Genomic DNA, 25,471 nt, shown 5'->3' on the forward strand with positions numbered 1-25,471 from the left:
AGTTAAGTATATTAACTTGTTTGCACTACATTTTACAAATAAAGGGGTATTAGTAATCATGAAAGCAAAGAAATTAGTAAGTTTAGCGTTACCAGTTATGTTATTGAGTGGTTGTATTACAATTGAAACTGATGGTAAGAAAGCTGAGCCAAAGAAAGAAGAAACGCAAAAGGTAGAGAAAGAGAATAAGACTTCTGAAAAAGAGAGTAAGTCAACTGATAGCAAGAAAGAGGATAGCTTATCTGTAGCGAAAGGTGAAGGTACAAACAGTAGTTCATCAAGTAGTCAACCAAGTTCTTCTTCAAATAATTCAACTTCTTCTAGTTTTTCAACTGGTAAGGTAACTGGTTCAGATGTTGAAAGGTACAAGGCAGATATCATAAATAGTGCTACTCAAATTGAAGATACAATGAAATTAATTGAAGGAATAGCAGATTCAGACGTAAAATCATACAAACAAAAGAAAAGTGAAGTACAACTGAGTTTAGGTGGAGCAAAGGCAACTGCTACAAAGCTGAAGAATCTACAAGCGCCTCCAGAGTTACAGGGAGAACAGGCGAAGATAAAGCAGTCGATGGAACTATATGCGGATTGTTTTCAACTTCTCTTTGATGCATTAGATCAAGAAGACGAAAGTAAAATGCATCAATCAGTAAGTAAAGCACAAGAAGGTTCGAAACTGTTTGAAGAGGCAGCGAAGAGTATCGGTAGTAAAACCAACTAAAAATAAAGTATTTAAAGGGGTATTTGTAAGTACAGTTGGTGCAAGTGAAGAGTTAGGAATTAGTTATGGGAACACATTACAAATTTATCAAATGGACGATAATGTTCGTATTCGATATGTAAAACAATAAATAATTGGTGAAAAACTCTGTAATAAATTTTACAGGGTTTTTTGTTAGTTCTAGTTTATTTTTTGTCTTCCTAAGCGCTAAGCATACTAGTATAAGTTGAGAAATGAACAAAACGATAATGATAGGCAGATGATGTAACTCCATAGTAACTGTAACCATCTAAAGCCCAATTCATACACTATGATGGAGGCTTTTTACTTACTAATCGGATGAAAAAGGAGTGTAATCATGAAGAAACGTACTGTTAATGAAGCGGGAGGGAATGTGCCACAACCAATCCGCAGCGACGGAGCAGGTGCGATTGATTCTGGACCTCGTAATGTTATGCGGGATATTCAAAATCCGAATATGCTTGTTCCGCCTATAACCGATGCAGGGTTAGTTCCTAACTTGAAGTTTTCATTTTCGGACACTTCTATGATTTTGAAACAAGGCGGGTGGTCTCGGGAGATTACTGCTCGGGAACTACCGGTTTCGACGACGATTGCGGGAGTAAATATGAGTTTAACGGCCGGTGGAGTACGAGAACTACATTGGCATAAAGAAGCGGAATGGGCGTATATGCTTTTAGGACGGGCGCGCATAACGGCTGTTGATCAAAATGGGCGTAATTTTATTGCTGATGTTGGACCAGGTGATCTTTGGTATTTTCCGCCTGGTATTCCGCATTCCATTCAAGGATTGGAACATTGTGAATTTCTACTCGTTTTCGATGATGGGCATTTTTCTGATTTATCTACTTTAGCTATTTCTGATTGGTTTGCGCATACGCCAAAAGAAGTGTTGTCGGCTAATTTCGGAGTACCTGAGAGTGCTTTTCGTTCTATCCCTTCAAATCAAGTTTATATTTATCAAGGAGAGGTGCCAGGTTCGCTTGAAAGTCAGGAAATTCAATCACCGAAAGGAGAAGTTCCTTTAACATTTAAACATGAATTGTTAAAACAAAAGCCGATTAAGACGCCTGGTGGTAGCGTTCGAATTGTAGATTCTACAAATTTCCCTATTTCCAAAACAATCGCAGCAGCGCTCGTTGAGGTTGAGCCTGGTGGAATGAGAGAACTTCATTGGCACCCGAATAATGATGAATGGCAATATTATTTGACAGGGGAAGCGAGAATGACTGTGTTTCTTGGAAATGGTACCGCTCGTACATTTGATTATAGAGCTGGCGATGTCGGATATGTACCGTTTGCGACGGGGCATTATATTCAAAATACAGGTACCGAAACATTATGGTTTTTAGAGATGTTCAGAAGTAATCGTTTTGAAGATGTATCGTTAAATCAATGGATGGCACTGACTCCTAAAGAAATAGTGGAGAGTAATATACATGTTGGCCCGCAAGTAATGGATTCCCTGCGTAAGGAGAAGAGGCCTGTTGTGAAATATCCGGGGTTTTCATATAGTCCGAAAAATGATGAGTAAAAATGAAAATTTGCGTTATTCTTTCTGGAGACTGATAAGAAGGGATGGCGTATTTTTTATGCCTAATCTAGTCTTTATCCCGCTATTTGCCGGGCAGTAAGACCCCACCTCAAAATTCAGCGGAATCAAAGAAGTTAGGTGGGGGGGCGGGCTGTCCGTAAAAGCCCGATTAGTGAGGGCTGATTAAAGTTTCACTTTATTAATATCCGTCCCTTGTATTATTGTTCGGGAAATTATTATTGGAGCATAGTATAGGGAAGATACATATAAAAGAGCGCCATTATAAGCTGTAACGCATAAGTTGCGCAGGAAATGCAACGATAACTAGCTTTACTCTTCATCATTTATTTGAACATAATGGGCATAGAGAGGCGATAAACACAGTATGATTTTGAGTGAGCGTTTAAAAGAGATTGGTCGCAAAATGATTTGGCTGAAAAACTTCATGTGAGTAGGCAATCTGTTTTGAAATGGGAGGCGGGAAAGAACTATCTGAGCATTGAAATTATTATTCATTTAAGTGACCTGTTCGGTATTACAATTGATGAATTGCTAAGGGGTGATGAAGAATTGACGCAGAAAGTAATTGAAGATAGTAAGCAATTGGCGTATCCAAAATGGAAGGTGTTTTTTGATAGTCTATTTATGATAGGAGTATTTTTGTTTATTGCAAAAATCGTTGTATGGATGCTAAATAAGTTTGCTGGAGCAAGTATTACAATTGTAGCAGATGCGCCATATGTAATGAATCTTTTACCCCTTGCATTCATGATTATAGGTGGTATGGGATCGGATAAGTTGAAGAAAATATATAGATAGAGGAAAGATTTGAAAGAAATCCCCTACACTAGCTGTTCTTTTCACTTAAATTGTGTACTATAAAGGATAGGATGACATAAAGAAGGGGATATAGAGAATGGAATTTCATGAACAGAAGATTTTGCCGGCAGTGAGGCAAATTAAAGATTTGGAAAAGCTATTACATAGTTCGTATGAATATATTGTTATTTTAGATATTCATGTCGGCCAATTGAAGAGTGTTATATCGCTTGCGAAGCAATATTGTAAAAAGGTGTTTTTACATGTGGATTTAATTCATGGTTTGCAGAGTGATGGGCATGCGACGGAATATTTATGTCAGGAGTTTAGACCGTACGGGTTACTTTCAACAAAGGCGAGCGTTATTATGAAGGCGAAGCAAAAAGGTGTTGTGGCAATACAACGCATCTTTTTAATCGATTCGAGTGCGATGGAGAAGAGCTGCAATCTTTTAGATAAGACGAAACCGGATTATATTGAGGTACTTCCTGGAGCATTAACGGACGTTATCGCTGAAGTGAAAGAGCGTACTGGTGTACCGATTTTAGCAGGTGGTTTTATTCGTACTGTAGAAGATGTGGAAAGAGCTTTAAACGCTGGTGCGACAGCAATTACGACATCAAAACGCGAACTATGGAAACATTACCAAAAAAAGTGACGAAAATGTGAATTTTTTCGTTGACACCGCTTTCATTTACGGTTAACATTATAGACAAGTTAATAAACGTGACGGAGAAAAGTAGAGATCCACATTTCATTGTTTCTATATAAATTTATATAGAAGCGTGCAAGCTGTGGGTCTTTTTCTTTTTACAAAAACGAATGGCCATTCATTTTACCTCTATCACATTTGGAAGCGTTTAAATTGATTGTGGAGGGATACTATGTCAGCATTTTTAGGAGAGTTAATAGGGACTGCGTTGTTAATCGTACTTGGTGGCGGCGTTTGTGCTGGTGTAAGTTTAAAGAAATCGTTTGCGAAAGATTCAGGTTGGATTGTTATTACAATGGGCTGGGGCTTAGCAGTAGCGGTTGCAGCGTATGCGGTTGGATCAATTAGTGGGGCACATTTGAATCCAGCTTTAACAATAGGATTAGCATTTAAGGGAGCGTTCCCATGGAGTGACGTACCTGGTTATATCGCAGCACAAATGATTGGGGCAATTATCGGGGCAGTTATCGTATATTTACATTACTTACCACACTGGAAAGAAACAGAAGATCCAGGAACAAAGTTAGGTGTATTTGCAACAGGTCCAGCAATTCCGAACACATTTGCAAACCTTTTAAGTGAAATGATTGGAACATTCGTTTTAGTATTTGGTATATTAGCAATTGGTGCAAATAAATTTGCAGATGGATTAAATCCATTTATCGTAGGTTTCTTAATTGTAAGTATTGGTTTATCATTAGGTGGGACAACAGGATACGCAATTAACCCAGCACGTGATTTAGGTCCGCGTATCGCACACTTCTTCCTTCCGATTGCAGGAAAAGGCGGTTCAAACTGGAAGTATGCATGGATTCCAGTAGTTGGTCCAATTTTAGGTGGATCACTTGCAGGTTTATTCCATCAAGTTGTATTTGAAGGAAAACAAAATTCAGCACTTATTTATGTGATTATCGCAACTGTGATTGTACTAGCAATCTCTTATATGACAAGTAAAAAAAGTGGAAGCAATACAAATAGTAGAAAAGTAGCATAAGGGGGAAACCGATATGAAAAAATATATTCTTTCATTAGACCAAGGAACAACAAGCTCACGCGCAATTTTATTCAATAAAAAAGGTGAAATTGTTCATTCAGCTCAAAAAGAGTTTACACAACATTTTCCAAAGCCGGGCTGGGTAGAGCATAATGCACAAGAAATTTGGGGATCTATTTTAGCAGTTATCGCAACTTGCTTAAGCGAAGCAGATGTAAAACCAGAACAAATCGCAGGTATCGGTATTACGAACCAACGTGAAACAACGGTTGTCTGGGATAAAACAACTAGTAAACCAATTTACAACGCAATCGTATGGCAATCTCGCCAAACAGCTGAAATTTGTGATGAGTTAAAAGAAAAAGGTTATAGCGAAATGGTTCGCGAAAAAACAGGTCTTTTAATTGATGCATACTTCTCTGGTACGAAAGTAAAATGGATTTTAGATAACGTTGAAGGTGCAAGAGAAAAAGCAGAAAACGGCGATCTATTATTCGGAACAATTGATTCGTGGCTTGTATGGAAACTATCTGGTGGTAAAGCACACGTAACAGATTACTCAAACGCATCACGTACGTTAATGTTTAACATTCACGACTTACAGTGGGATGATGAGCTTCTAGAAATGTTAACAGTACCAAAGAGCATGCTTCCAGAAGTACGTCCATCATCTGAAATTTACGGAGAAACAATTGATTACCACTTCTTCGGCCAAAATGTACCGATTGCAGGTGTAGCTGGTGACCAACAAGCAGCATTATTTGGACAAGCTTGTTTCGGTGAAGGTATGGCGAAAAATACTTACGGAACTGGTTGCTTCATGTTAATGAACACAGGTGAAAAAGCAGTAGCTTCTGAGCATGGTCTATTAACAACAATTGCATGGGGAATAGATGGTAAAGTAAACTACGCATTAGAAGGAAGTATTTTCGTAGCAGGTTCTGCAATTCAGTGGTTACGTGACGGAATGCGTATGTTTAAAGATGCAAGTGAGAGTGAAGTGTATGCGAGTCGCGTTGAATCAACTGATGGTGTATACGTTGTACCAGCATTCGTTGGACTAGGAACACCTTATTGGGATAGTGAAGTACGCGGCGCTATGTTTGGTGTAACACGCGGTACGACGAAAGAGCACTTCATTCGTGCAACGCTAGAATCTTTAGCTTACCAAACGAAAGATGTATTATGCGCAATGGAAGCAGATTCAGGTATTGAACTGAAAACATTACGCGTTGATGGCGGAGCAGTTAAAAATAACTTCTTAATGAAGTTCCAAAGTGATATTTTAGATGTTCCTGTAGAGCGTCCAGTGATCAACGAAACAACGGCTCTAGGTGCAGCATACTTAGCTGGTCTTGCGGTTGGATATTGGAAAAACCAAGATGAAATTAAAGAACAGTGGCATATGGACAAACGCTTTGAACCAACGATGGAAGCGAAAACAAGCGAAGAGCTATATGCTGGATGGAAAAAAGCAATTGAAGCAACAAAAGCTTTCAAATAATCATAAACAGTGTTATAATGGTGACAAGTTAATAATTCGGTAGGAGATTTGGAGAGACCACAACGCGCTATAGAGGCGAAATCTATAGCGGAGTTTGTGGTCTCTTTTTTCGTTATCAAAGGGAGGAATTACCATGAAATTTTCAAGTAAACAACGTAAAGACGTATTAAACGGAGTAAATAAACAAGAGTTAGATGTGATCGTAATTGGTGGAGGTATTACTGGTTCTGGTATTGCATTAGATGGAGCAACACGCGGGTTATCAACAATTGTGTTTGAAATGCAGGACTTTGCAGCAGGTACATCAAGTCGTTCAACGAAACTTGTACACGGTGGTCTACGTTATTTAAAACAACTTGAAGTGAAAATGGTAGCAGAGGTGGGTAAAGAGCGTGCGATCGTATATGAGAACGGTCCCCATGTAACAACACCAGAGTGGATGTTGCTTCCGTTCCATACAGGCGGTACGTTCGGATCATTTAGTACATCAATTGGTCTTCGTGTATACGACTTCTTAGCAGGTGTAAAACGAAGCGAGCGCAGAAAGATGTTTAACCGTGAAGAAACATTAAACAAAGAGCCTCTTGTAAAAAAAGAAGGATTAAAAGGCGGCGGTTACTACGTAGAATATCGTACAGATGATGCGCGTCTTACAATTGAAGTAATGAAAGAAGCAATTGAGCACGGCGCAAAAGCTGTTAACTACGCAAAAGTAGACAGTTTCTTATATAAAGATGGAAAAGTATGCGGTGTACGTGTAATCGATTTACTAGACGGAGAAGTATACGAAGTTTACGGTAAGAAAATTGTAAACGCAGCTGGCCCTTGGGTAGATACACTTCGTGAAAAAGATAACTCGAAAAAAGGAAAAGTACTTCAGTTATCAAAAGGTGTTCACTTAGTAATTGACCAAAAACGTTTCCCATTAGGTCAAGCGATTTACTTCGATACACCAGATAAACGTATGGTGTTCGCGATTCCTCGCGGCGGAAAAACTTATGTAGGTACAACAGATACGTTCTACGATAAAGACGCAGCTGTACCACAAATGACAACAGAAGATCGCACATACATCATTAATGCGATTAACTACATGTTCCCAAGCGTGAAAATTACAGAGAAAGACATTGAATCAAGCTGGGCTGGTGTACGTCCGTTAATTTATGAAGAGGGTAAGAGTGCATCTGAAATTTCTCGTAAAGACGAAATTTGGACTTCTGAATCTGGTTTAATTACAATCGCAGGTGGTAAATTAACAGGATACCGCAAAATGGCTGAAATGGTAGTAGACTACGTAACGAACTTACTACAAAAAGAAGGTCATAGCGCATATCCGAAGAGCGACACGAAACATATGCCAATCTCTGGTGGACATGTAGATGGTTCACACGGATTCCCAGCATTCGTTGCGAAAAAAGCTGGCGAAGGTACGAAATATGGTTTAACAACAGCACAAGCAGAAGAATTCGCGAAATTCTACGGTTCTAACGTTGACGTACTATTTGACTTAGCGAAAAAACATAAAGACGAAGCGAAAGAATACAACATGCCGCTTGACGTTCTAATCCCACTTGTATACGCAATGGATTATGAAATGACAGCAAAACCAGTTGACTTCTTCGTACGCCGCAGAGGCGCTGTATTCTTCAACATCCACTGGGTATACGAGTGGAAAGAAGCAGTAATCAACTACATGGCTGCGAAACTAGGCTGGAGCAAAGAAGAACAAATGAAATATACAGCAGAACTAGAAAAAGCATTAACAGACGCTGTAATTCCTGTAGATCAACAAGAACAGGCAGCTGCGTTAGCATAAAATAGAGAACCACCTGAAGGGGAGCCTTTAGATGGTTCTTTTTTTATGGAATATTCTTCTAACTATATTGCATAACGACATATGTTGTTATACGATGTATATAAGGTGGTGGTATTGTTGGACAAAGAAATCTTGAAGGGAAGTATAGATATTTTATTACTTTCTATCATTGCAAAACGTGATACATATGGATATGAAATAGCTCAAAGTTTAAAGGATGCAAGTGAAGATTTGTATAGTATGGGGCAGGGAACTTTGTATCCTGCTTTAAAGAGATTAGAGAAAAAGGAGTTTCTTGAATCTTATTGGAATGAATCTGAGAATGGGATGAAAAGGAAATTCTATACTATTACAGATAAAGGGAAAAAAGAATTACAGAAGAAAATGAATTCTTGGGAGAGTGTAACAGCATTAATTCAAGCTTGTCAGAAAGGAGTTATTTATGAGTGAATTTGATGAGTATATTAAGTCTATTTTAGCCTATTCAGAACTTAGTGATATTGAACAGGATGAGTTATTTCTAGAAATGTATGATCACTTGAACAGCTTGAAAGAAGAATATATGGAACAAGGTATGAATGAAAAAGAAGCGATTTATAAAGCGATTCAAAGTTTTGGAGAATCAAAAGTTATTGGCGTAGAGATTAATAAATCGGTATACGAAGTTCCTAGACCATTAAAGGTATTATCAAAAATTTTATGTATTCCTTATATAATCATTTGTTTTATTGTCTTTTTAGGAACGTTTATTTCAACTTCTACATTTGACTCTGTTCGCAGTTTGACAGGTGGGACTGTCTATCATCCCATTGAATTTTGGCAGCAATTTTTACATATATCTGATTTAGAAACGTTATTACAACTTTTTGGAATAACACTTTGGCAAGTTAAAGATTTTATTGCACATCCAGGTCCTTGGGGAAACTCAACTTATTGGTTAAGTGTTTTACAACATATAATATTAGTAGTTCCATTTGGATTTTTCGTTCCAGTGCTGATTAATAAAGTGACTAACTATAAGAAAGCTCGTAAGTGGTATGTTATGACCTTTCTTGTTTGGGAGATATTACATTTACTAACTTTGTCTGATGTTTTTGATGTGTGGCGGATTGCTATAAATATGCTCGGTGCGTCGGTAGGATATCTTTTATTTATAAGCATGATACAAATAGATAATAAATTTAGGATAATGTGCAAGAAGATATTTGAAAATTAGCTTGCTATTCTGTAGTTTAAATTATACAAATTTAGTTTGATGGTAATAGAGTATTGCTGAAAACATAGGTGCTATATAGTGAGAGGATTTTTTATATTCGTAATAGGTGTTGTTCCTTGTTTACTCATACTGTTATGAAGCGGGTACATAATCCGTCTTTATTGGTGCTATAAATGATGAGAGCGGCACAGCTGAACTTGAAAAAGTCTAGCTGCGTTAGCGTAAAATAGAGAACTATCTGAAGGGGAGCCCTTTAGGTAGTTTTTCTCTTGACTAAAAATAAATAAAATGTGTTACAATAATGATAGAGTATGTAGTGTGAATTTTGCATAAAATAAAAAAGACAGAAGCCTGAGAAACTTCTGCCTTGTGTAACCTAACTTGCTATTGTGGTGGTAGTAGGTGCGGTTATAAGACAATTACATTAACGTTTTAGCCGAGAACCGCCCTTACCTTTTCCACGAAGCAGGGTGGTTCTCGCTTTTTTGTATACAGAAATTAGCCACGGACCGACGTATCTTCTACCGATGACAACGCCAGCTCCGGTTAGGATACCATACACTAATTTAATTATAAACATCGCGATTATATTATCACCTCCCCCCTTTTTTCAAAATGGAAGAGATGATTGCCACACCTACTAGTTATAGCTTATTAAGTTACATTTTAATTGTATTATGTTTTAAAATAGGGAACAAGATATATGGATGAAAATTCCTGTTTTTAAGCAGAACATTAGTGTCAGGGGACAAGAAGTAAATAAATATTCATAAAAAAACGGTATGGACATCGCAATCTGTATTTTTTACACTAGCACACTTAGTACGTTTTGTTTCAAAAACATAAATAGATAGTATGTAGAGGGTTATGATAAATAACCCTCTTTTCGTGTTTAAATAAGTGCACTCTCTTTAATAGAAATACATAATTCAGAACGAGAAATTGATTCAGCTAGCTGGTGTAAATAGGCGTATTCTTCCGCGTCTTTTTCGGAAGTGTTAGGATCCAATAAAGGTGAAGAAAGAAGTACATCAATCGTAAGTATGTCTGTATCATGAGAGACGATGTTATAACCTGCAAATACAGGTCGTTTTAAGTTTTTTACTTTTTGAATCATTTGATGGAATTTCGTAACACTTATATGGATTTGTGCGAATGGAAAGCATTTTTGGATTGGATTCTCGATGTTCTTTCTAATTTTATAATCGTATACATAGTAGTACTTTTCTTGCTGCTCGAGTGTTTGCAACTCTTTCGTGAATAAGTGGTATTTGTCTGTGAATCCAGTTGTGAGTGTATCGTGTTCTTCGCCAACTAATAATGTGAAAGGTCTTGGTGAGGAGATTGAAATGGTGCGGACGTTTAAGTTAGTAAAAGTGTGATTAGATTGTAAAATAGTATGTAATTTTTCGGTAGGAAACTCGCCGTCATAAATAGCAATAAAATAATAGTTCATTGTTTCACTCCTTGCTTTTTTCTAAAATGATATATTCTACTTTAAAGGTGTAAGTCCTGCAAAAAAAGAAACACCTTGATTGTCATCAAGGTGTAATAAGCTCAAAACTCTCCGAATCAGCCCCAAGCACAAAAGGACTAACCTCGCCAACGCTATAAAGTTGCAATTCATGCATTGCGCGTGTGCAAGCAGTGTAGAACAATCTACGAACGCTCTCATCGTTGTACACATCTTTAGAAGCATTGTAAATAATAACAGCATCAAATTCAATACCTTTCGCTAAGTAAGCAGGGATTACGACAATGCCTTGCTCATACTCGGCTGAGTTACTCTTCACGAGTTTAATATTATCGATATGATTAAGTGCTTCGTATGCAGCTGCGCTTTCAGCTGCAGATTTACATATAATTGCGATCGTATTGTGCTGCTCTTTTTGTAGTTCAGCAACTTTGGCAGTAATACGTTCGTGCAGTTCTTTGACATTCGATACTTTCGTCACTGTAGGTTTCTCGCCGTCACGTTCAAAGGCGTGAATGTTCTTGCCTTCCGGTACGAGAGCACGTGTAAATTCAATAATCGGTTTTGTTGAGCGATAGCTACGAGTTAAGTTAATGCCGTTTGTTTCGTCTGGACCGTATAAATTTGTAAGTGTATCGAAATTAACCGTTTCACTCGCATGAGCAAATATCGCTTGGTTAAAGTCGCCGAGTACTGTCATTCTTGCGGCAGGGAAGAGACGTTTTAAAAACTCGAACTGAAACGGAGAATAATCTTGCGCTTCGTCTACGAGTACGTGTTTAATCGATCTGTTCGTTTGGAAGCCTTCAATTAATTCTTTTAAAAGTAAGAATGGAGTCGCATCCTCGTAATATAGTTTTCCTTCATCAAGCATGTTTATTGTTAAGGAGCAAATGTCATCCCACTCTTTCGGTTTTTTCTCAGTAACCCATGATGCATCTGTGAAGAGTTGTTTATATATACCTGTGAAATTGATAAAGCGTAATGTTTGAACGCCTTTACGCAGTGGCTTCAATTTTTTACGGACAATCATACGTCCAAGTACTCTCGTTTCTTTTTCAAAATCATTAAAGGAGTTGTCGTCAAACTCTCCTTTTTTCTGCAAATATTTATAAGCTTTTTGGTATTCATCTTTACTAAGTAATTCAATTTCTTCTTCTACCCAAGGCTTTTTCAGTTCTGCTTTTTCAAGTGCATCTATTTGCTTATTTAGCCAATCCGTTAACTTCTCAATTCGACTATGGAAGCGGAGGGAGGAGTCGGTATTGTAAAATTGTTCTGTAATTTCTTTCGCAGAAACAATCAGTTTTCCTCTAAATTTCATTCCTCTAAATAGCATGCCTGAAGATTCAAGAGATTGTCTGTACGCTCTAATCATCTCGAAAAATTGAGTGGATGCTTTAAATCGGATGCTCGCATTTCTCGTTTTATAGGTAGGGCTATTCGTTTCAGTTAACATATATTCCAATTGCTCATAAGGATCTTCAACTTCAAATGACTTACTTAGTCTATGATTTAAATATTCTTGGAATGTAACTTGCTGCATATTTTCTTCACCGAGTTCAGGTAGTACGTTAGAAACGTAGCTATTGAACATAGAGTTAGGAGAGAAGAGAATAATTTGATCTGCTTTTAGCCATTCGCGATATTTATATAGTAAGTAGGCGATTCGTTGCAATGCAGCTGATGTTTTACCACTACCAGCGGCTCCTTGCACGATAAGGAGTCGGCCTTCATCGTGACGGATAATTTCATTTTGCTCGCGCTGAATCGTAGCAACGATGCTTTGCATATGTTTGTTCGTGCCTTTTCCAAGCGCTTGTTGCAAGATTTCATCACCAATTGTAAGGCTCGTATCGAACATAGAATCAATCTCGCCATTTTGAATAATGTATTGTAATTTTTTCTCCACATTACCGTGGATTACGCCGCCTGGTGTACTGTATTCAGCAGGTCCTGGTGGATAATCATAGTACACACTCGAAATAGGTGCGCGCCAGTCATATATAAGGAAGTTTTCTCCGCTTGCATCAGTAAGTGTAGCGACGCCGATATAAATTTGATCCGCGGTAGATTCTCCTTCTTCTTTGAAATCAATTCGTCCGAAATAAGGTGCTTTATGCATACGTCTTAATGCGGCAAGTCGATTAAAGGTGTGCTTATGGGTAATTTGTGTGACAGCTAGTGACTGAGCTTGTTGTCTTAAGTTGATAACTGTTTCAAGATAATCATCGAAAGTATCAGTATTCACTTTCACGTCATCCCAAAAGTGTTTACGAATATTGATTACTTCTGCTCGGCGTCTGCCAGTTTCGTTTTCCAGTTTATCAATTTGCTCCGTAATTGTTTCAATTACGGTATCCAATCTTTTTTGCTCTAGATCAAGTTTTTTGTTCATACGGTAAGCACTCCTTTAAAAGTGAAAAATAGAGGTTGACTGAAGATGTGTTTTGGTGTACAATTAAGATACGGATAAATACGTTCCTTTTGTTTTGTAAAACGTGTTTCTGTTCTAATTTAACATAGTTTTTTCATTTAATCAATGATAATAAGATAAACCTTGGTTCTACGTGGCGTGGATCAAGGTTTTTTTTGTGTTTGAAGAGGGAGTCACGCTTGTTGTCGTTTTTTGTCGGTAAGTCGATATATTTCGAAAATCGCTGATATAATTGGAGTTGCGCTGATATATTTTGAAAATCGCCGATATAATTTCATTTACCGAATCTAGATATAACTACCGGGAGAAGAGGGGATAAAAAAAGCTTGGGCCGAAGCCCAAGCTTTTTTTACTTCATTATTTCTTTTCGTCTTTTTTAGCGTCAGCTTTTGGCTCTTCGAAAAGATCTTTTAAATCTTTATCGTCAACTTTTACGTCAGCTTTTTTGATTTCTTTCATCATAAGATCGTTCATGAATTGTGCATCTTGTACTTTTTCTTGAGCTAGTGATTTTTTAATATCAGCTTTTGCTTTATCGAAATTTGCATCTGCGTGATTATCAGTTACTTTGATGATATGGTAACCGAATTGTGTTTTTACAGGTTCGCTTACTTCACCTTTTTTCAACTTTTGAGCTGCTTCTTCAAATTCTTTTACCATTTTCCCTGGTCCGAAGAATCCTAAGTCGCCACCTTTTTCTTTTGAGCCTGTATCTTCAGAGTATTGTTTTGCTAATTCTTCGAAAGATTTACCTTGAGCAAGTTCATCTTTCACTTTTTTAGCAGTTTCTTCATCTTTTACAAGGATATGACTTGCTTTAATTTCTTTTTTATAATCCTCGAATTTTGCTTTTACATCTTTATCGGTAATTGCTTGTTCAATCGCTTTTTCTTGAGCTAATTGAGCACGTACATTATTTTTTAACGTTTTTTCTGTAACACCTGGTTGTTTCAATAGTGTATCGAATTGATCACCGAATTGTTTTTTCATTTCATCGTACTTTTTGTCTACATCTTTGTCTTCAATTTTGTAGTTGTTAATAAGTACTTTTTCCATAACCATGTTGTTTAGTACTTGTTTACCAGCTTGTGTCTTCATTTGATCGTAGAATTCTTCTTTTGTAATGTCACCAGCTTTAGATGTAACAATTTTGTCTGATGATGATGTTCCACATGCTGATAATGCGATTACACTTGTTGCGGCTAAGGCAAGCATAGCTTTCTTCATTCGATAAACACTCCTACTATTATGTATTTTTAATTTATCCTACACCGATGAATTTTCATTCATAAGAGCCCGATTAAGTCTCACTGATACTTTTGCTTTTTTATATTGGTAAAGCGCGCTTAACAGGGCTTACCGTGGCTGAGGATAAAGTTTTGATGAATGTTTTGTTCTATAGTATAAGCAATATGTACAAAATTTAATATATCATATTTCGAACCGTTTTCATATTGATAAAGAAAAATTAACCAGCACGTGTCAGATTTTGAAAGTGTGCCATATTGGGCGCATGCCGCATATACAGAATAGAGGAGGGGATGGGGATGAATTCTCAACTTATTTTATTACTTGTACTGTTTATTTTATTGGTTATTGTAGGTATAATTTGCTTATAGAGGAAAAAAGTGAGGAAGGGGCTTTCCTTCCTCACTTTCCATGAAATATAATTTCTATATAATTAGAAATTAATAAAATTGTTATACATACATTAATAACCCGAAAGACACTGGGCTGGCGGCTCGCAGCTATTTGTTTTCGTTCACACAGTGTATGTGTCATGAAATTCGTGTAAAATATAACAAGAAGTGCGAATGCGACAAAAACAACTGTTATAAGTGTCATGAGGCGAGACCTCCTTTTGGCTAAAATACATATACATATATTGTATCACACGATATTTTGTTCGTGTTACAAAATTCAGAAATAGAAGACTTTGTGTTAGAAAGTGAGGGAGAAAATGGACGTTGTTAGAAGATTAGAACAAGCTGAATACTATGTAGACTTATTATTTAAAATGATTGATGAAGAGAAGTGTCCATTTTATTCTTTGATCATAAAGAAAAAAGCTCGTAAAAAAGATATTGAACGTATATTAAATCTTTGTGAAAAACTGAACGAGCAATATGTAGTGGAGAAAACAGAAGGGCTTCTTTTGTTCGATGCGCTGTTAGATCAATTTGAAAAAGCGCTTCCACATCAGCTCGAAGTACACGAAACTGCGGAAGCGCTAGCAAAACAAGGTTTATTTAAGCCGCTTATGAATGAATTCTTAAGCATGATTGCGAAAAAATAAATAGATTATTTCTTAACTAACTTTTGATCGGATTCTGTAAAGTTCTCTTCAATATCTTCTAATGATTTCTCAAAAATATCGATAAAGTCTTGTCCGTAAATGTTACGCAGGATTGCAATCAGTTCGATATTTTCTGGGAACTTCCCATAAAAATTACGAAGTGCAAGAGCCCCATTAAACACTGAATTATTTTCAGGATCATACTCCTCCATTAAGCGAAGTAGTAATTCTTCCCCTTTGTCTGTAATTTCAATGTACGTATTTCGTTTATCATCTTCCTTTTTTGAGAATACAAGATAGCCGCGTTCTTCCAGCTTTTTAGAGAAGTTAAACGCCGTTGATACGTGCATAACTCCAAACTTAGCAATCTCAGAAATAGAAGCCCCTTTTAAATGATAAGCGATTGTTAAAATATGATGTTCATTAATATTTAAATCGTAAGGTTTAATCCACTGCTGCCAATCTTTCTCTACACATTTCCATAACGCTTTCGATAATTGAGCAATGCGTTGGCTGAAAATCATCGCTTCTTTTACCGAGTAATCTTTTTCTCCACTTTTCATTTACTCACCCACTTTAACATTCTTTTTTCATTACTATCTATTATGCCAGTAAAATAAAAATTAATAAAGTCTTTTTGTGAGAATTGTGAAAATTTTTCGGAAAAATGACATTCTATACAAATCATGCATAACTATGGAAGCGTTTTATGAGTCGTGAATACATACGTTGTCCTTACATGTTAAGTGATAACATATATTGTAAATGCATAAAAACACGGCATATCTATACGATATGCCGTGTCAAGGTCAATTTATATAAAAAATATTTGTTATATGCAAAAAACTAAGCAGGAATTTGTTTACGCTTTTTCTGGAACAGCTTCTTGTAGTTTCTCAATTGACTTTTGGATGTCCAAAATTTCTTTCTCAATATGGCGCTTGTTTTGAGAAATATCTTGCTTCCAGTTAGAAAGCGTGTCTTGCATGTCATCTTTTAATTCTTGAAACACTTCTTTACCTTCTGAAGCAGTTTCAACAATTTGACGCTTTAATAATTTCGTATCAGCTGTAATATCAGCTAAAGTCTTTTTAATATCATTTCCTTTTTCTTTTAACTTGCCGCGCATGTCTTTACCAGAAGAAGGAGTTGAGAAAAGAACAGCTAGTCCAGCAACTGCTCCGCCGCAAATAACACCTGTAATAAAGGATTTAGCTTTTGACATAAAAGGAGACCTCCTTATTTTTTGTTCGTATTCATGATGGGAAAAATATGCATATCTTTCTTATATGTGCTATGCACAAACAATCATCCCTGAGCATTTTAAGTAAAGAAACAAGCCATGCGGAATTTGATGACTTCAGGGAAGTGGCTTGTTATGTATTACGCCTTCTTATAGTGTCATTATTTCACACTATTTGCAATTGTACTTGCGATGTTTTGTAAATTTTCCATAGTGTATTCATTTTGATGTGATTTCCAAACAGCACCGAAACCATCTTTTTCACCGTAGCGTGGAATTAAATGAAGGTGGAAGTGGAACACAGTTTGTCCAGCTTTTTCACCGTTATTGTTAAGTAGGTTAAAGCCAACTGGATTAAACTCTGCTTTAATCGCATTTGCGATTTTTGGAACGACAGAAAAAATGTGTGATGCGATTTCTGGCGTTAACGCAAAAATGTCTTGTTTGTGAACTTTCGGAATAACAAGAGTATGTCCTTTTGTTACTTGACTAATATCTAAAAATGCAAGCACATGTTCATCTTCGTATACTTTTGAGCAAGGGATTTGCCCGTCAATGATTTTACAAAAAATACAATTGTCTGCTGTATGATTCATTGATCTCATCCTTTCAAATATCCTTAGCCGTATTTTACCATAATTACATAAGAGAACAAACACGAAAAACAGGAAGCTGACTCAGCTTCCTGTTTTCTGAAGAGGGATTGAAAAAGCATTATCGTAATTTACGTTTCGCAGACACCTCATTTATTTAAGAAATGCACGGTAAATCGGCTAAAGTTTCTGCCGTAGACACCCCATTTTCAAGTGAAATGAATTGCAATCTTTTTTAAAATGAAATTGTTTATTTTTTAAAACAGTATATGCTCTTTCAGAGACACCCCGTTTCGAAAATGAAACAAATGATCTGGTTATGTGTAAATTTCATTGTCCAACTTGGACACCCCATTTCATGATGACTTCACTATGTTGTTGTACTCATCAATTGGTGGTTGCTTTTTCAATGTGTTCCTTCTTCAATAATTATGATGTCCGCTTTCGGAAAAATATATGCTAATAAATTTAAAAATTTTTTTTGAGTACATGGATACTATGTAGTACAGCATAATTTTTGGTAAGATGAATATAGAATGAATACTAATGAAGAAAGTGGTGTCGTATGAGCGAGTTATTGCGTGTAGAAAATGTTACAGGAGGATATACGAAACGACCTGTATTAAAAGACGTTTCGTTCTCTGTTAATAAAGGCGAACTTGTCGGCTTAATCGGTTTAAATGGAGCTGGTAAAAGTACGACGATTAAACATATTATCGGTTTAATGGAACCGAAAAAAGGAACTGTCACAATTAATGGGAAAACAATTCGTGATGATATGACAGCGTACCGTTCTAGCTTTTCATTCATTCCGGAAACGCCAGTATTATATGATGAATTAACGTTAGAAGAGCATTTGAAATTAACAGCTATGGCGTATGGCGTTGATGAAAAACAATATGAAGAACGTGTAGGACAACTACTACAAGAGTTTCGTATGAAAAATCGTTTAAAATGGTTTCCATCTCATTTCTCAAAAGGAATGAAACAAAAAGTAATGATTATGAGTGCATTTTTAGTGGAGCCATCTCTTTACATAGTAGATGAACCTTTCGTTGGATTAGATCCGTTAGCGATTCAATCCCTTCTTCAAATGATGGACCAAATGAAAAAGAGTGGTGCCGGTATTTTAATGAGCACACATATTTTAGCGACGGCAGAGCGTTATTGTGATTCGTTCATTATTTTGCATCAAGGTGAAGTAAGAGCGAAGGGAACGCTATCTGAACTGCAATCACAGTTTAATATGCCAGGTGCAACGTTAGATGATATTTACATCGCGCTAACAAAGGAAGAAGATTATGAATAGCACAGCGTTATGGAAAGAACGATTTCGTCACTTTCTAAAAGAAGTTCATACATATAGTAAATACGTATTTAATGATCATTTGAAATTTATTTTCGTGTTCATCATCGGTGCGGGAGCGTATTATTACCAGCAATGGTTACAAACGTTAACAACTTCGTTTCCAACTGCGCTCGTAATGGCAGTATTAATTGGACTCGTGTTAACGGCTGGATCCATTCAAACGTTATTAAAAGAAGCGGATCTCGTTTACTTACTGCCAGTTGAAGAAAAGTTAAAACCTTACTTCACAAAGGCATTTCTTTTTACATTTATGATTCAGTTATACATAATCGCAATCGTAGCAGCTGCGCTTGCTCCGTTATACTTCCAACAAATGAAGCAAACAGGAGCTGGCTGCATATGGATCGTACTCGCATTTGTCATTGTAAAAGCGTGGAATTTATTTGTAGCGTGGGAAAAGTCATTTTTAACAGATCAAAATATACAAAGGGCTGATTGGTTTATTCGTTTTATCCTAAACGGTTTATTTGTATATTTCCTTGTAGAACGTACTTCAGTTCTTTTCATTGGTGGAATCGTCCTTCTCATGGTGTTATACCTTGCTATCATGCATCAAATGGTCAAAGGAAAGCCACTAAACTGGGAGTATTTAATTTCCGAAGAAGGTAAGAAGATGATGCTACTGTACCGCATTGCGAACATGTTCGTTGATGTACCAGCATTAAAAGAAAGAGTAGCCCGCAGAAAATGGCTAGATTTCATTCTGTCGATGATAGGCGAAAAGCGTACATATTTATACTTATATACGAGAACGTTTTTAAGATCTGGTAATTATTTTGGATTATATGTGCGTCTGCTCGCTCTTGGCGGAGTAATTCTTTACTTCATTCCATTTTTATATGGACGATTTATCGTAAGCCTTATCTTCCTATACTTAATCGGTTATCAGCTATTAACTTTATGGAAACATCATCGCATGAAAATTTGGCTTGATTTGTATCCAGTAGGGGGAGAAGAGAAGAAGAAAGATTTTCTTGCTTTATTAAACGCGATTCTAATCATCGGAAGCGTAATCTTTACAGTTATATTTGCACTAGCAACGAAAGATTTCATGATGACAGGAATTTTACTTATCGTAAGCATATTATTTAGTATCGGTTTCGTTTACCAATACGGGGCGAAGCGCATTGAGCGTTTAAATTGAAAGGAATGAACCTATGATTACATACGAAGAGAAGGTTATAAAAGAATTGGAGCAGTGGAAAGCTACATTTATGAAAGATTCTTCTATGATGACACGGTTCTCCAAAAAAGTGCAGACGAAGGTGCAACAGCTCATTCCAGCGAAAGTACAAAAGGTACTAACAGAGACGATTCGTATGATGGTGCAAACGATTAGCGCCGGGTCAAACTTTATAAAGCCGAAGCTAAAAGAGACGACATGGTCACTGCAAAGACGTGACGATGAAGTTCGTAAAAAAATGGATGAGTACAAAAAAATAGCAGCGGCAGAAGGAGCAGGGACTGGAGCTGGTGGTATTCTCCTCGGTCTTGCTGACTTTCCGCTTTTACTTACAATTAAAATTAAATTTTTATTCGATGCAGCGACATTGTACGGATTTGATACGAGTAAACAAGAAGAGCGTCTTTTTATCCTTCACGTTTTCCAACTTGCCTTTTCAAGTGACGATCACAGAAAAGAAATATGGAAAGCAATCGAAACGTGGGATACAGAAAAAGAAAATCATATGGACTGGGAAAAGTTCCAAACAGAGTACCGAGACTATATTGATTTAGCGAAAATGCTTCAGCTCGTACCAGTAATCGGTGCCCCAGTCGGCGCATATGCGAACTATCAATTACTGCAAAGGCTTGGAGAAGTGACGATGAATTGTTATCGTATGCGATTGCTGAATAGAGATTAAAAACAAGGCGTCCTACATGTGTAACGTAGGACGCCTTTTCTTAGAAGCTAAGTCCGATATAGCTAATTCCAGCTATAATCAATACGATAAAAAGTACAATGATTAATGAAAATCCGCTCTTACCAGCTTGTCCCGCTTCACCGCCGCCATTACCACCACTACCGCCATTACCACCAAGTCCCATATGATATCCTCCTTATTCTTATATGTTGCTTTTACTTTATAACTTTCTATATTTTCCAATAAATACCTTCTGTAGTGCTAACCAAATTGAAAATCATTTCGTTTTGTTTTATAATTTACTTACCGAACGGTAAGTAAAAATAAGTGAGGTACAGTATGACGAAGAATTTACAAACATCGCAAAACATTGTAGAGGCTTCATTTAAACTTATAGCAGAACACGGCATTGAGAAGATGAGTCTTTCCATGATTGCGAAAGAGGTAGGTATTTCAAAACCGGCTATTTATTATCATTTTTCTTCTAAAGAAGCGTTAATCGATTTTTTATTTGAAGAAATTTTCTCTGGATATCATTTCGTGAGTTATTTCGATAAAGAGCAATATACGAAAGAAAACTTTGCAGAAAAGTTAATTGCTGATGGTTTACATATGCTCTCTGAATATGAAGGGCAAGAAGGGATATTACGCGTTATCAATGAATTTATCGTAACTGCATCGCGAAATGAAAAGTATCAGAAACGCTTATTTGAAATACAAGAAGATTTCTTAAATGGTTTCCACGATTTATTGAAGAAAGGCGCAAGACTTGACGTAGTGTCACAACATGAAACGGAAGAAAATGCTCATACGCTAGCACTCGTGATTGATAATATGAGCAACTATATGCTCATGGGATTCCAGTTAAAGTATAAAGAAATTTGGATTCGAAATGTGAAAAACGTCATGAAGGAGGAGTAAAGATGAAAATGCAAAAAAACTGGTGGCTCGGTTTTCTTGGATTTATTGGGGTTTATAAAATACCAGGTATGATTGAAGCTTTTCAAGCGGATGGAAATTGGATGAAGTTAATCGGTTTCATTTGGCTACTTTGGTTCGGATATTTTATTCCTGAGAAGAAAGAAGATTGAATTTCAATTTTCTGTAAAGTTACGTAAAATATAGATTGAGAGTATTCATATATTAGATTACTAGATTTGGAGTGGTTACATGGATCCATTGAAAAATGAAATTCACCCTGACATGGTCAAGGTGTGGAAAGCGCGTTCTTTAATTGAGCTAGGAATCAGTATTATAGTCATTTTGGCATATCTTTTCTTTATGATTAAGTTTAATTGGTGGGCTTGGATTTTCTATGTGCTCATCGGATTAACAATTGTATATACACCGTTTGATTACTTTACGTTTCCGAAACTACGTCAACGTTATTACAGCTACCAACTAAATGAAGAAGAACTTGAAATTCAGCATGGTCTTTTCGTCGTAAAGCGCGTATTAGTACCGATGATTCGTGTGCAGCACGTTACGATTGAACAAGGGCCAATTATGAGAAAATACGGATTAGCAGAATTACACATTTCAACAGCAGCAACTTCTCATAGCATCCCAGGTTTAACGATGTATGAAGCTGAAATGTTGAAAACGAAAATCGCAGAATTAGCGAAAGTGAGTGATGAGGATGTATAAGAGGCAGCATCCAATCACGATGTTACTAGAATTAAAAATAACAGATTTTATACCACTCATTATTTTTCTTTTTAGCTTAAGGGGAAAGTTTCCATTTTGGTATTTAGTTCCTATTGGTTTTGCGTTGATCACAATTATTTCAGCTATCGTAGGCTGGTATTACAAAGTATACTGGGTCGAAAATAACGTATTACATGTGAAACAAGGTCTCTTTGTGAAAAAGGAGAGCTACTTAAATAAAGAACGTGTTCAAACAATTAATACAAGTTCTAACGTACTATACCAAATGCTCGGTTTGAAAAAAATTCAGATTGAAACAGCTGGCGGGGGCGATGAAGCAGAAGTTAGCTTAGCTGGAATTACGGTAGAAGAGGCGACGGAGCTTATTACTTTGCTAAATGAGCCAACTCCAGAAGTGAAAGCAGAAAAAACGTTAGACGAAGCAGCAGAAAATACAGTAGAAAAAGCAATTGTTACAGAGGAAAAACAAACGACAGAGTACAAGTTAACGTGGAAAGAGATTTTAATAGCGTCTGTTACATCTGGTCAATTTGGAGTATTGTTCTCTTTAATCTTTTTCGTTTATCACCAAGTAGATGAGTATATTCCGAAATGGATAAAAAATAGTGTGACGTCATATGTAATGGACCACGATATATATGGCTGGATTTACATGGTAGCTATTTTACTTGTCGTTTCTTGGATGATATCTACAATTGGCTACGCGTTAAAACACGGTAACTTCACAGTGAATCGAAAAAATGATGAAGTCCGTATTTCGCAAGGGTTACTGGAGAGAAAAGAACTCGTACTAAAATTGCACCGCATTCAAGGGATTACGATAAAAGAAGGCATTTTACGCCAACCGTTCGGTTATTGTGCTGTGCAAGTAGAAGTCATTCAAAGTGAAGGGAAAGAAGAAAAAGTTACACTGCATCCTATCATTCGAAAAGATCGAGTGCAACAATTACTCGCGCATTTACAATTACCATACGAACTGAATGCAAGTATTACTTCGTTACCAAAAGCAGCATTGCGCCGCTATCTCATTGATAGTTTTATCTTTTTTGCTATGCTCGCAATCCCGCTTACTGGAATAAGCATATACTTTGAAAAGTATTACATCATGTGGGCATTACTACCGCTCGCAATCCTTATCTTTACACTTGGCTACGCAACATTTAAAACAAATGGCTACAGTGTTAACGGAGAACAAATTACACTTGTCTATCGTAGCGTCGGAAAATATACAGGACTTATTAGAAGAGGACACGTCCAATCAATGGAGAAGACACAATCATATTTTCAGCGCCGTGCGGATTTATGTACGTATAAGTTTTCGAGTGCATCATCTAGTTACAAAATAGAGCATACGAGAGTAGAAGATGCGGAGAGAATGCAGGATTGGTATAAGAAGAAGTTAAGTGAGAATTAACCAGAGAAAGCTTGCCTATTATGAAAGGCAGGCTTTTTTGTTATAGGGAAAAGATTGGTTTAATCCATATATTAGTACAACTACAGTATATGAAAAAAGGTAATTAGCTTCTATTTAAGGGAAATCTATGGGGGTTTTGATATAAATGGTATACTAAAATATAAATAGTATTAGGAGGTTATATATGATAAGTCAGTTGAAAAGAGAAGCACTTGATGCATTAAAAGGAAGATGGGGATTAGCGGTAGGGGCAACCTTATTAATTGGAATCCTTATTGGAGCTGTTGAAATGCTAACAACAGGTATTTTCTCGATATTTTGGGGTTGGGAAGAAGCAAGTGATTCACTTACAGTAAGTATTATAGTAATGCTTGTTATTGGTCCATTAACAATAGGTGCCTATTATCTTGTTTTAAATGCAATTCGTGGGACTGATGCTCGCATTGGTCATATATTTAGATGGTTTAGCGATGGAAGTAAGTTGATAAAGTCGTTTTTAACATATTTACTAATGTATGTATACTTGACTCTATGGACATTACTTCTTATTATTCCAGGTATTATTAAATCATTTTCTTATTCTATGACATATTTTATTTTGAATGATCATCCAGAATATACAGCGAATCAAGCGATTACTGAGAGTCGTCATATGATGAATGGACATAAAATGGATTACTTTTTACTATGCTTAAGTTTCTTAGGTTGGTTCATTTTAAGTATTCTTACTGTAGGAATCGGTTTCTTATGGTTAGCACCTTATTTCTACGCGACATCAGCCGCATTTTATGAAGAGATTTCAAAAGAATATTATAAAAAAGAAGGCACTACTTTCTAATAAAACATATAAACTATCTACCCTAAAGAATGTAGGGAGCAGATAGCAAATGGTTTAGGTGTTTTGATATTTGTCCTATTTTCGGGATTCACTTCAGGATAAGGTATAGATTTTTATATAGAAATGCTTCCCTCTATGTCTTATCATAGAGGGTTATTTTTTTATGTAAAAATGATAGGAAATAATGAATAATATATGTAAAGAAAAAAGCGAGGTGAATGAGAGTGAGCAAATTTTTAATACCGTATTCATTTTCTATATTAAGTTTCTTTATTTCAGCAACAGCACTTGATTTATATGATAGGATGGGAAACGATAGTGAGCTGGTTTCGCCGAACATAATTGGAAAGATAATTCAATCTACTGCGCAAATGGGAGTCCTTACATTGTATTTCGGAGTACCTATTATTTTAGGTGGCTGTCTACTTGGTGAGCTATTGTTTAGAGGTATCATTTTACGATTTAAACTAAGCTATATTATATCTTTATTATTATATCTATTTTTAGCTTTTAGTATTGTTTTCGTAACGGTAGGCATTCCAACTACATATGAAGATTCTAATACATTTTTCATGGGGATAACTATGATTTGTGCTGTTACATTCTTTGTGAGTCGGAATATATGGGAAAACAAGTTAATAATGGAGTGACAAAATGAAATACACCTGTCCATGTTGCGGATATAAAGTTTCACTTTATTGGATCAGTTAGAAAACCGACTAGTGAAGATGTGAAGGATGCTAGTTGGCAGCGAATTTGTTAAGTAGAATGTTATTACTCAATTTAATGGGAGTAATAACATTTTTTATTTAGTGCTGAAAGAATTAATGCTGTCTTAAAGTAATAAGAAGGAATAAATCGGTAAATTTTATTAATGGATATATTTTCAATAAACACAAAAGTATAGATGTATAGTCAGCTTTGTGTATTTAAT

28 protein-coding genes and 1 pseudogene are annotated in these 25,471 nt (G+C 36.3%); 20 read left to right on the forward strand and 9 right to left on the reverse strand.

What is annotated here, in order from left to right:
- Nucleotides 1-58: 58 nt before the first annotated feature.
- The 10 genes and pseudogenes from ACQGS6_RS08570 to ACQGS6_RS08615 all read left to right on the forward strand — a co-directional run bounded on the left by ACQGS6_RS08570 (nucleotide 59) and on the right by ACQGS6_RS08615 (nucleotide 9,340).
- On the forward strand, nucleotides 59-724 hold the full coding sequence (locus ACQGS6_RS08570) for a DUF7018 domain-containing (lipo)protein (protein WP_000644834.1): 666 nt from the start codon (nucleotides 59-61) through the stop codon (nucleotides 722-724).
- Nucleotides 684-854, forward strand: coding sequence for a hypothetical protein (locus ACQGS6_RS08575; protein WP_162841976.1), 171 nt, complete (start codon nucleotides 684-686; stop codon nucleotides 852-854). The genes ACQGS6_RS08570 and ACQGS6_RS08575 overlap by 41 nt, the downstream gene beginning before the upstream one ends.
- Nucleotides 855-1,082: 228 nt before the next feature.
- Nucleotides 1,083-2,279 (forward strand): oxalate decarboxylase family bicupin, encoded by a 1,197-nt coding sequence (locus ACQGS6_RS08580; protein ID WP_426965031.1) that lies wholly within the window; start codon nucleotides 1,083-1,085, stop codon nucleotides 2,277-2,279.
- Nucleotides 2,280-2,684: 405 nt separating this feature from the next.
- Nucleotides 2,685-3,098, forward strand: a pseudogene (locus ACQGS6_RS08585) (helix-turn-helix domain-containing protein); the annotation flags it as partial.
- Nucleotides 3,099-3,195: 97 nt separating this feature from the next.
- Nucleotides 3,196-3,756 carry a glycerol uptake operon antiterminator GlpP gene (gene glpP / locus ACQGS6_RS08590; RefSeq protein WP_000394285.1) on the forward strand — a complete coding sequence of 187 codons (561 nt, stop codon included), beginning with the start codon at nucleotides 3,196-3,198 and terminating at the stop codon, nucleotides 3,754-3,756.
- Nucleotides 3,757-3,982: 226 nt separating this feature from the next.
- Nucleotides 3,983-4,804, forward strand: coding sequence for a glycerol uptake facilitator protein GlpF (gene glpF, locus ACQGS6_RS08595; RefSeq protein WP_001272195.1), 822 nt, complete (start codon nucleotides 3,983-3,985; stop codon nucleotides 4,802-4,804).
- Between the two features lie 13 nt (nucleotides 4,805-4,817).
- Complete coding sequence (gene glpK, locus ACQGS6_RS08600) at nucleotides 4,818-6,308, forward strand: glycerol kinase GlpK (RefSeq protein ID WP_000760011.1); 1,491 nt, start codon at nucleotides 4,818-4,820, stop codon at nucleotides 6,306-6,308.
- A gap of 133 nt (nucleotides 6,309-6,441) precedes the next feature.
- The gene (gene glpD / locus ACQGS6_RS08605; RefSeq protein ID WP_000672831.1) at nucleotides 6,442-8,124 is read left to right on the forward strand and encodes an aerobic glycerol-3-phosphate dehydrogenase; all 1,683 of its coding nucleotides are present in this window, start codon (nucleotides 6,442-6,444) and stop codon (nucleotides 8,122-8,124) included.
- Between the two features lie 117 nt (nucleotides 8,125-8,241).
- A complete protein-coding gene (locus ACQGS6_RS08610) occupies nucleotides 8,242-8,574 on the forward strand; it encodes a PadR family transcriptional regulator (RefSeq protein WP_000356629.1) in 333 nt (110 codons plus the stop codon).
- The gene (locus ACQGS6_RS08615) at nucleotides 8,567-9,340 is read left to right on the forward strand and encodes a VanZ family protein (RefSeq protein WP_025966972.1); all 774 of its coding nucleotides are present in this window, start codon (nucleotides 8,567-8,569) and stop codon (nucleotides 9,338-9,340) included. Before ACQGS6_RS08610 ends, ACQGS6_RS08615 begins: the two co-directional genes overlap by 8 nt.
- Before the next feature lie 424 nt (nucleotides 9,341-9,764).
- Here ACQGS6_RS08615 and ACQGS6_RS08620 read toward each other — a convergent pair whose 3' ends face one another.
- The 5 genes from ACQGS6_RS08620 to ACQGS6_RS08640 all read right to left on the reverse strand — a co-directional run bounded on the left by ACQGS6_RS08620 (nucleotide 9,765) and on the right by ACQGS6_RS08640 (nucleotide 15,096).
- The gene (locus ACQGS6_RS08620) at nucleotides 9,765-9,920 is read right to left on the reverse strand and encodes a hypothetical protein (RefSeq protein ID WP_000469930.1); all 156 of its coding nucleotides are present in this window, start codon (nucleotides 9,918-9,920) and stop codon (nucleotides 9,765-9,767) included.
- Nucleotides 9,921-10,232: 312 nt separating this feature from the next.
- Nucleotides 10,233-10,796, reverse strand: coding sequence for a hypothetical protein (locus tag ACQGS6_RS08625; RefSeq protein ID WP_001110341.1), 564 nt, complete (start codon nucleotides 10,794-10,796; stop codon nucleotides 10,233-10,235).
- 85 nt (nucleotides 10,797-10,881) lie between these two features.
- Nucleotides 10,882-13,212 carry an RNA polymerase recycling motor HelD gene (gene helD, locus ACQGS6_RS08630; RefSeq protein WP_001035442.1) on the reverse strand — a complete coding sequence of 777 codons (2,331 nt, stop codon included), beginning with the start codon at nucleotides 13,210-13,212 and terminating at the stop codon, nucleotides 10,882-10,884.
- 396 nt (nucleotides 13,213-13,608) lie between these two features.
- Nucleotides 13,609-14,478 carry a peptidylprolyl isomerase PrsA gene (gene prsA / locus ACQGS6_RS08635; protein WP_074624884.1) on the reverse strand — a complete coding sequence of 290 codons (870 nt, stop codon included), beginning with the start codon at nucleotides 14,476-14,478 and terminating at the stop codon, nucleotides 13,609-13,611.
- Nucleotides 14,479-14,901: 423 nt separating this feature from the next.
- Nucleotides 14,902-15,096, reverse strand: a complete 195-nt coding sequence (locus tag ACQGS6_RS08640) for a hypothetical protein (RefSeq protein ID WP_426965033.1) — start codon at nucleotides 15,094-15,096, stop codon at nucleotides 14,902-14,904.
- 115 nt (nucleotides 15,097-15,211) lie between these two features.
- Here ACQGS6_RS08640 and ACQGS6_RS08645 point away from each other — a divergent pair, with 115 nt between their 5' ends.
- Nucleotides 15,212-15,547, forward strand: coding sequence for a DUF1878 family protein (locus ACQGS6_RS08645; RefSeq protein WP_000383658.1), 336 nt, complete (start codon nucleotides 15,212-15,214; stop codon nucleotides 15,545-15,547).
- Between the two features lie 5 nt (nucleotides 15,548-15,552).
- On the opposite strand, the gene ACQGS6_RS08650 is transcribed toward ACQGS6_RS08645, so the two are convergent.
- From ACQGS6_RS08650 to ACQGS6_RS08660, 3 genes are all read right to left on the reverse strand, one after another.
- The gene (locus ACQGS6_RS08650; protein WP_000834924.1) at nucleotides 15,553-16,110 is read right to left on the reverse strand and encodes an HTH-type transcriptional regulator Hpr; all 558 of its coding nucleotides are present in this window, start codon (nucleotides 16,108-16,110) and stop codon (nucleotides 15,553-15,555) included.
- A gap of 299 nt (nucleotides 16,111-16,409) precedes the next feature.
- Nucleotides 16,410-16,772: a YtxH domain-containing protein gene (locus tag ACQGS6_RS08655; RefSeq protein WP_000030302.1), complete on the reverse strand. Its 363-nt coding sequence runs from the start codon at nucleotides 16,770-16,772 to the stop codon at nucleotides 16,410-16,412.
- 179 nt (nucleotides 16,773-16,951) lie between these two features.
- Nucleotides 16,952-17,386 carry an HIT family protein gene (locus ACQGS6_RS08660; protein WP_001016835.1) on the reverse strand — a complete coding sequence of 145 codons (435 nt, stop codon included), beginning with the start codon at nucleotides 17,384-17,386 and terminating at the stop codon, nucleotides 16,952-16,954.
- A 562-nt stretch (nucleotides 17,387-17,948) separates the two neighbouring features.
- On the opposite strand from ACQGS6_RS08660, the gene ecsA reads away from it, so the two are divergent.
- The 3 genes from ecsA to ecsC are packed head-to-tail and all read left to right on the forward strand — an operon-like array spanning nucleotide 17,949 to nucleotide 20,617.
- Nucleotides 17,949-18,692, forward strand: a complete 744-nt coding sequence (ecsA, locus tag ACQGS6_RS08665) for an ABC transporter ATP-binding protein EcsA (RefSeq protein ID WP_001292603.1) — start codon at nucleotides 17,949-17,951, stop codon at nucleotides 18,690-18,692.
- Complete coding sequence (gene ecsB, locus ACQGS6_RS08670) at nucleotides 18,685-19,896, forward strand: ABC transporter permease EcsB (protein WP_426965034.1); 1,212 nt, start codon at nucleotides 18,685-18,687, stop codon at nucleotides 19,894-19,896. Before ecsA ends, ecsB begins: the two co-directional genes overlap by 8 nt.
- Nucleotides 19,897-19,909: 13 nt before the next feature.
- Complete coding sequence (gene ecsC, locus ACQGS6_RS08675) at nucleotides 19,910-20,617, forward strand: ecs operon protein EcsC (protein WP_000634142.1); 708 nt, start codon at nucleotides 19,910-19,912, stop codon at nucleotides 20,615-20,617.
- A gap of 40 nt (nucleotides 20,618-20,657) precedes the next feature.
- Here the strand turns inward: ecsC and ACQGS6_RS08680 are convergent, their stop codons facing one another.
- On the reverse strand, nucleotides 20,658-20,801 hold the full coding sequence (locus tag ACQGS6_RS08680; protein ID WP_000522758.1) for a YjcZ family sporulation protein: 144 nt from the start codon (nucleotides 20,799-20,801) through the stop codon (nucleotides 20,658-20,660).
- A gap of 155 nt (nucleotides 20,802-20,956) precedes the next feature.
- On the opposite strand from ACQGS6_RS08680, the gene ACQGS6_RS08685 reads away from it, so the two are divergent.
- The 6 genes from ACQGS6_RS08685 to ACQGS6_RS08710 all read left to right on the forward strand — a co-directional run bounded on the left by ACQGS6_RS08685 (nucleotide 20,957) and on the right by ACQGS6_RS08710 (nucleotide 25,187).
- Nucleotides 20,957-21,538 carry a TetR/AcrR family transcriptional regulator gene (locus ACQGS6_RS08685; RefSeq protein WP_000164826.1) on the forward strand — a complete coding sequence of 194 codons (582 nt, stop codon included), beginning with the start codon at nucleotides 20,957-20,959 and terminating at the stop codon, nucleotides 21,536-21,538.
- 2 nt (nucleotides 21,539-21,540) lie between these two features.
- A complete protein-coding gene (locus ACQGS6_RS08690) occupies nucleotides 21,541-21,708 on the forward strand; it encodes a hypothetical protein (RefSeq protein ID WP_000783813.1) in 168 nt (55 codons plus the stop codon).
- 79 nt (nucleotides 21,709-21,787) lie between these two features.
- A complete protein-coding gene (locus ACQGS6_RS08695; protein ID WP_000371346.1) occupies nucleotides 21,788-22,264 on the forward strand; it encodes a PH domain-containing protein in 477 nt (158 codons plus the stop codon).
- Nucleotides 22,257-23,699, forward strand: coding sequence for a PH domain-containing protein (locus ACQGS6_RS08700; protein WP_074625382.1), 1,443 nt, complete (start codon nucleotides 22,257-22,259; stop codon nucleotides 23,697-23,699). Before ACQGS6_RS08695 ends, ACQGS6_RS08700 begins: the two co-directional genes overlap by 8 nt.
- Nucleotides 23,700-23,883: 184 nt before the next feature.
- On the forward strand, nucleotides 23,884-24,537 hold the full coding sequence (locus ACQGS6_RS08705) for a DUF975 family protein (RefSeq protein WP_000625397.1): 654 nt from the start codon (nucleotides 23,884-23,886) through the stop codon (nucleotides 24,535-24,537).
- A gap of 224 nt (nucleotides 24,538-24,761) precedes the next feature.
- On the forward strand, nucleotides 24,762-25,187 hold the full coding sequence (locus tag ACQGS6_RS08710) for a hypothetical protein (RefSeq protein WP_002098741.1): 426 nt from the start codon (nucleotides 24,762-24,764) through the stop codon (nucleotides 25,185-25,187).
- Nucleotides 25,188-25,471: the final 284 nt, after the last annotated feature.

Source organism: Bacillus sp. GMs2/2 (assembly GCF_050172095.1).
GTDB classification, from domain to species: Bacteria; Bacillota; Bacilli; order Bacillales; family Bacillaceae_G; genus Bacillus_A; species Bacillus_A cereus.

Coding starts and splice junctions, on each gene's coding strand:
- ACQGS6_RS08570 (WP_000644834.1), top strand. CDS start 59: ATGAAAGCAAAGAAATTAGTAAGTTTAGCGTTACCAGTTATGTTATTG.
- ACQGS6_RS08580 (WP_426965031.1), top strand. CDS start 1,083: ATGAAGAAACGTACTGTTAATGAAGCGGGAGGGAATGTGCCACAACCA.
- glpP (WP_000394285.1), top strand. CDS start 3,196: ATGGAATTTCATGAACAGAAGATTTTGCCGGCAGTGAGGCAAATTAAA.
- glpF (WP_001272195.1), top strand. CDS start 3,983: ATGTCAGCATTTTTAGGAGAGTTAATAGGGACTGCGTTGTTAATCGTA.
- glpK (WP_000760011.1), top strand. CDS start 4,818: ATGAAAAAATATATTCTTTCATTAGACCAAGGAACAACAAGCTCACGC.
- glpD (WP_000672831.1), top strand. CDS start 6,442: ATGAAATTTTCAAGTAAACAACGTAAAGACGTATTAAACGGAGTAAAT.
- ACQGS6_RS08615 (WP_025966972.1), top strand. CDS start 8,567: ATGAGTGAATTTGATGAGTATATTAAGTCTATTTTAGCCTATTCAGAA.
- ACQGS6_RS08620 (WP_000469930.1), bottom strand. CDS start 9,920: ATGTTTATAATTAAATTAGTGTATGGTATCCTAACCGGAGCTGGCGTT.
- ACQGS6_RS08625 (WP_001110341.1), bottom strand. CDS start 10,796: ATGAACTATTATTTTATTGCTATTTATGACGGCGAGTTTCCTACCGAA.
- helD (WP_001035442.1), bottom strand. CDS start 13,212: ATGAACAAAAAACTTGATCTAGAGCAAAAAAGATTGGATACCGTAATT.
- prsA (WP_074624884.1), bottom strand. CDS start 14,478: ATGAAGAAAGCTATGCTTGCCTTAGCCGCAACAAGTGTAATCGCATTA.
- ACQGS6_RS08640 (WP_426965033.1), bottom strand. CDS start 15,096: ATGACACTTATAACAGTTGTTTTTGTCGCATTCGCACTTCTTGTTATA.
- ACQGS6_RS08645 (WP_000383658.1), top strand. CDS start 15,212: ATGGACGTTGTTAGAAGATTAGAACAAGCTGAATACTATGTAGACTTA.
- ACQGS6_RS08650 (WP_000834924.1), bottom strand. CDS start 16,110: ATGAAAAGTGGAGAAAAAGATTACTCGGTAAAAGAAGCGATGATTTTC.
- ACQGS6_RS08655 (WP_000030302.1), bottom strand. CDS start 16,772: ATGTCAAAAGCTAAATCCTTTATTACAGGTGTTATTTGCGGCGGAGCA.
- ACQGS6_RS08660 (WP_001016835.1), bottom strand. CDS start 17,386: ATGAATCATACAGCAGACAATTGTATTTTTTGTAAAATCATTGACGGG.
- ecsA (WP_001292603.1), top strand. CDS start 17,949: ATGAGCGAGTTATTGCGTGTAGAAAATGTTACAGGAGGATATACGAAA.
- ecsB (WP_426965034.1), top strand. CDS start 18,685: ATGAATAGCACAGCGTTATGGAAAGAACGATTTCGTCACTTTCTAAAA.
- ecsC (WP_000634142.1), top strand. CDS start 19,910: ATGATTACATACGAAGAGAAGGTTATAAAAGAATTGGAGCAGTGGAAA.
- ACQGS6_RS08680 (WP_000522758.1), bottom strand. CDS start 20,801: ATGGGACTTGGTGGTAATGGCGGTAGTGGTGGTAATGGCGGCGGTGAA.
- ACQGS6_RS08685 (WP_000164826.1), top strand. CDS start 20,957: ATGACGAAGAATTTACAAACATCGCAAAACATTGTAGAGGCTTCATTT.
- ACQGS6_RS08690 (WP_000783813.1), top strand. CDS start 21,541: ATGAAAATGCAAAAAAACTGGTGGCTCGGTTTTCTTGGATTTATTGGG.
- ACQGS6_RS08695 (WP_000371346.1), top strand. CDS start 21,788: ATGGATCCATTGAAAAATGAAATTCACCCTGACATGGTCAAGGTGTGG.
- ACQGS6_RS08700 (WP_074625382.1), top strand. CDS start 22,257: ATGTATAAGAGGCAGCATCCAATCACGATGTTACTAGAATTAAAAATA.
- ACQGS6_RS08705 (WP_000625397.1), top strand. CDS start 23,884: ATGATAAGTCAGTTGAAAAGAGAAGCACTTGATGCATTAAAAGGAAGA.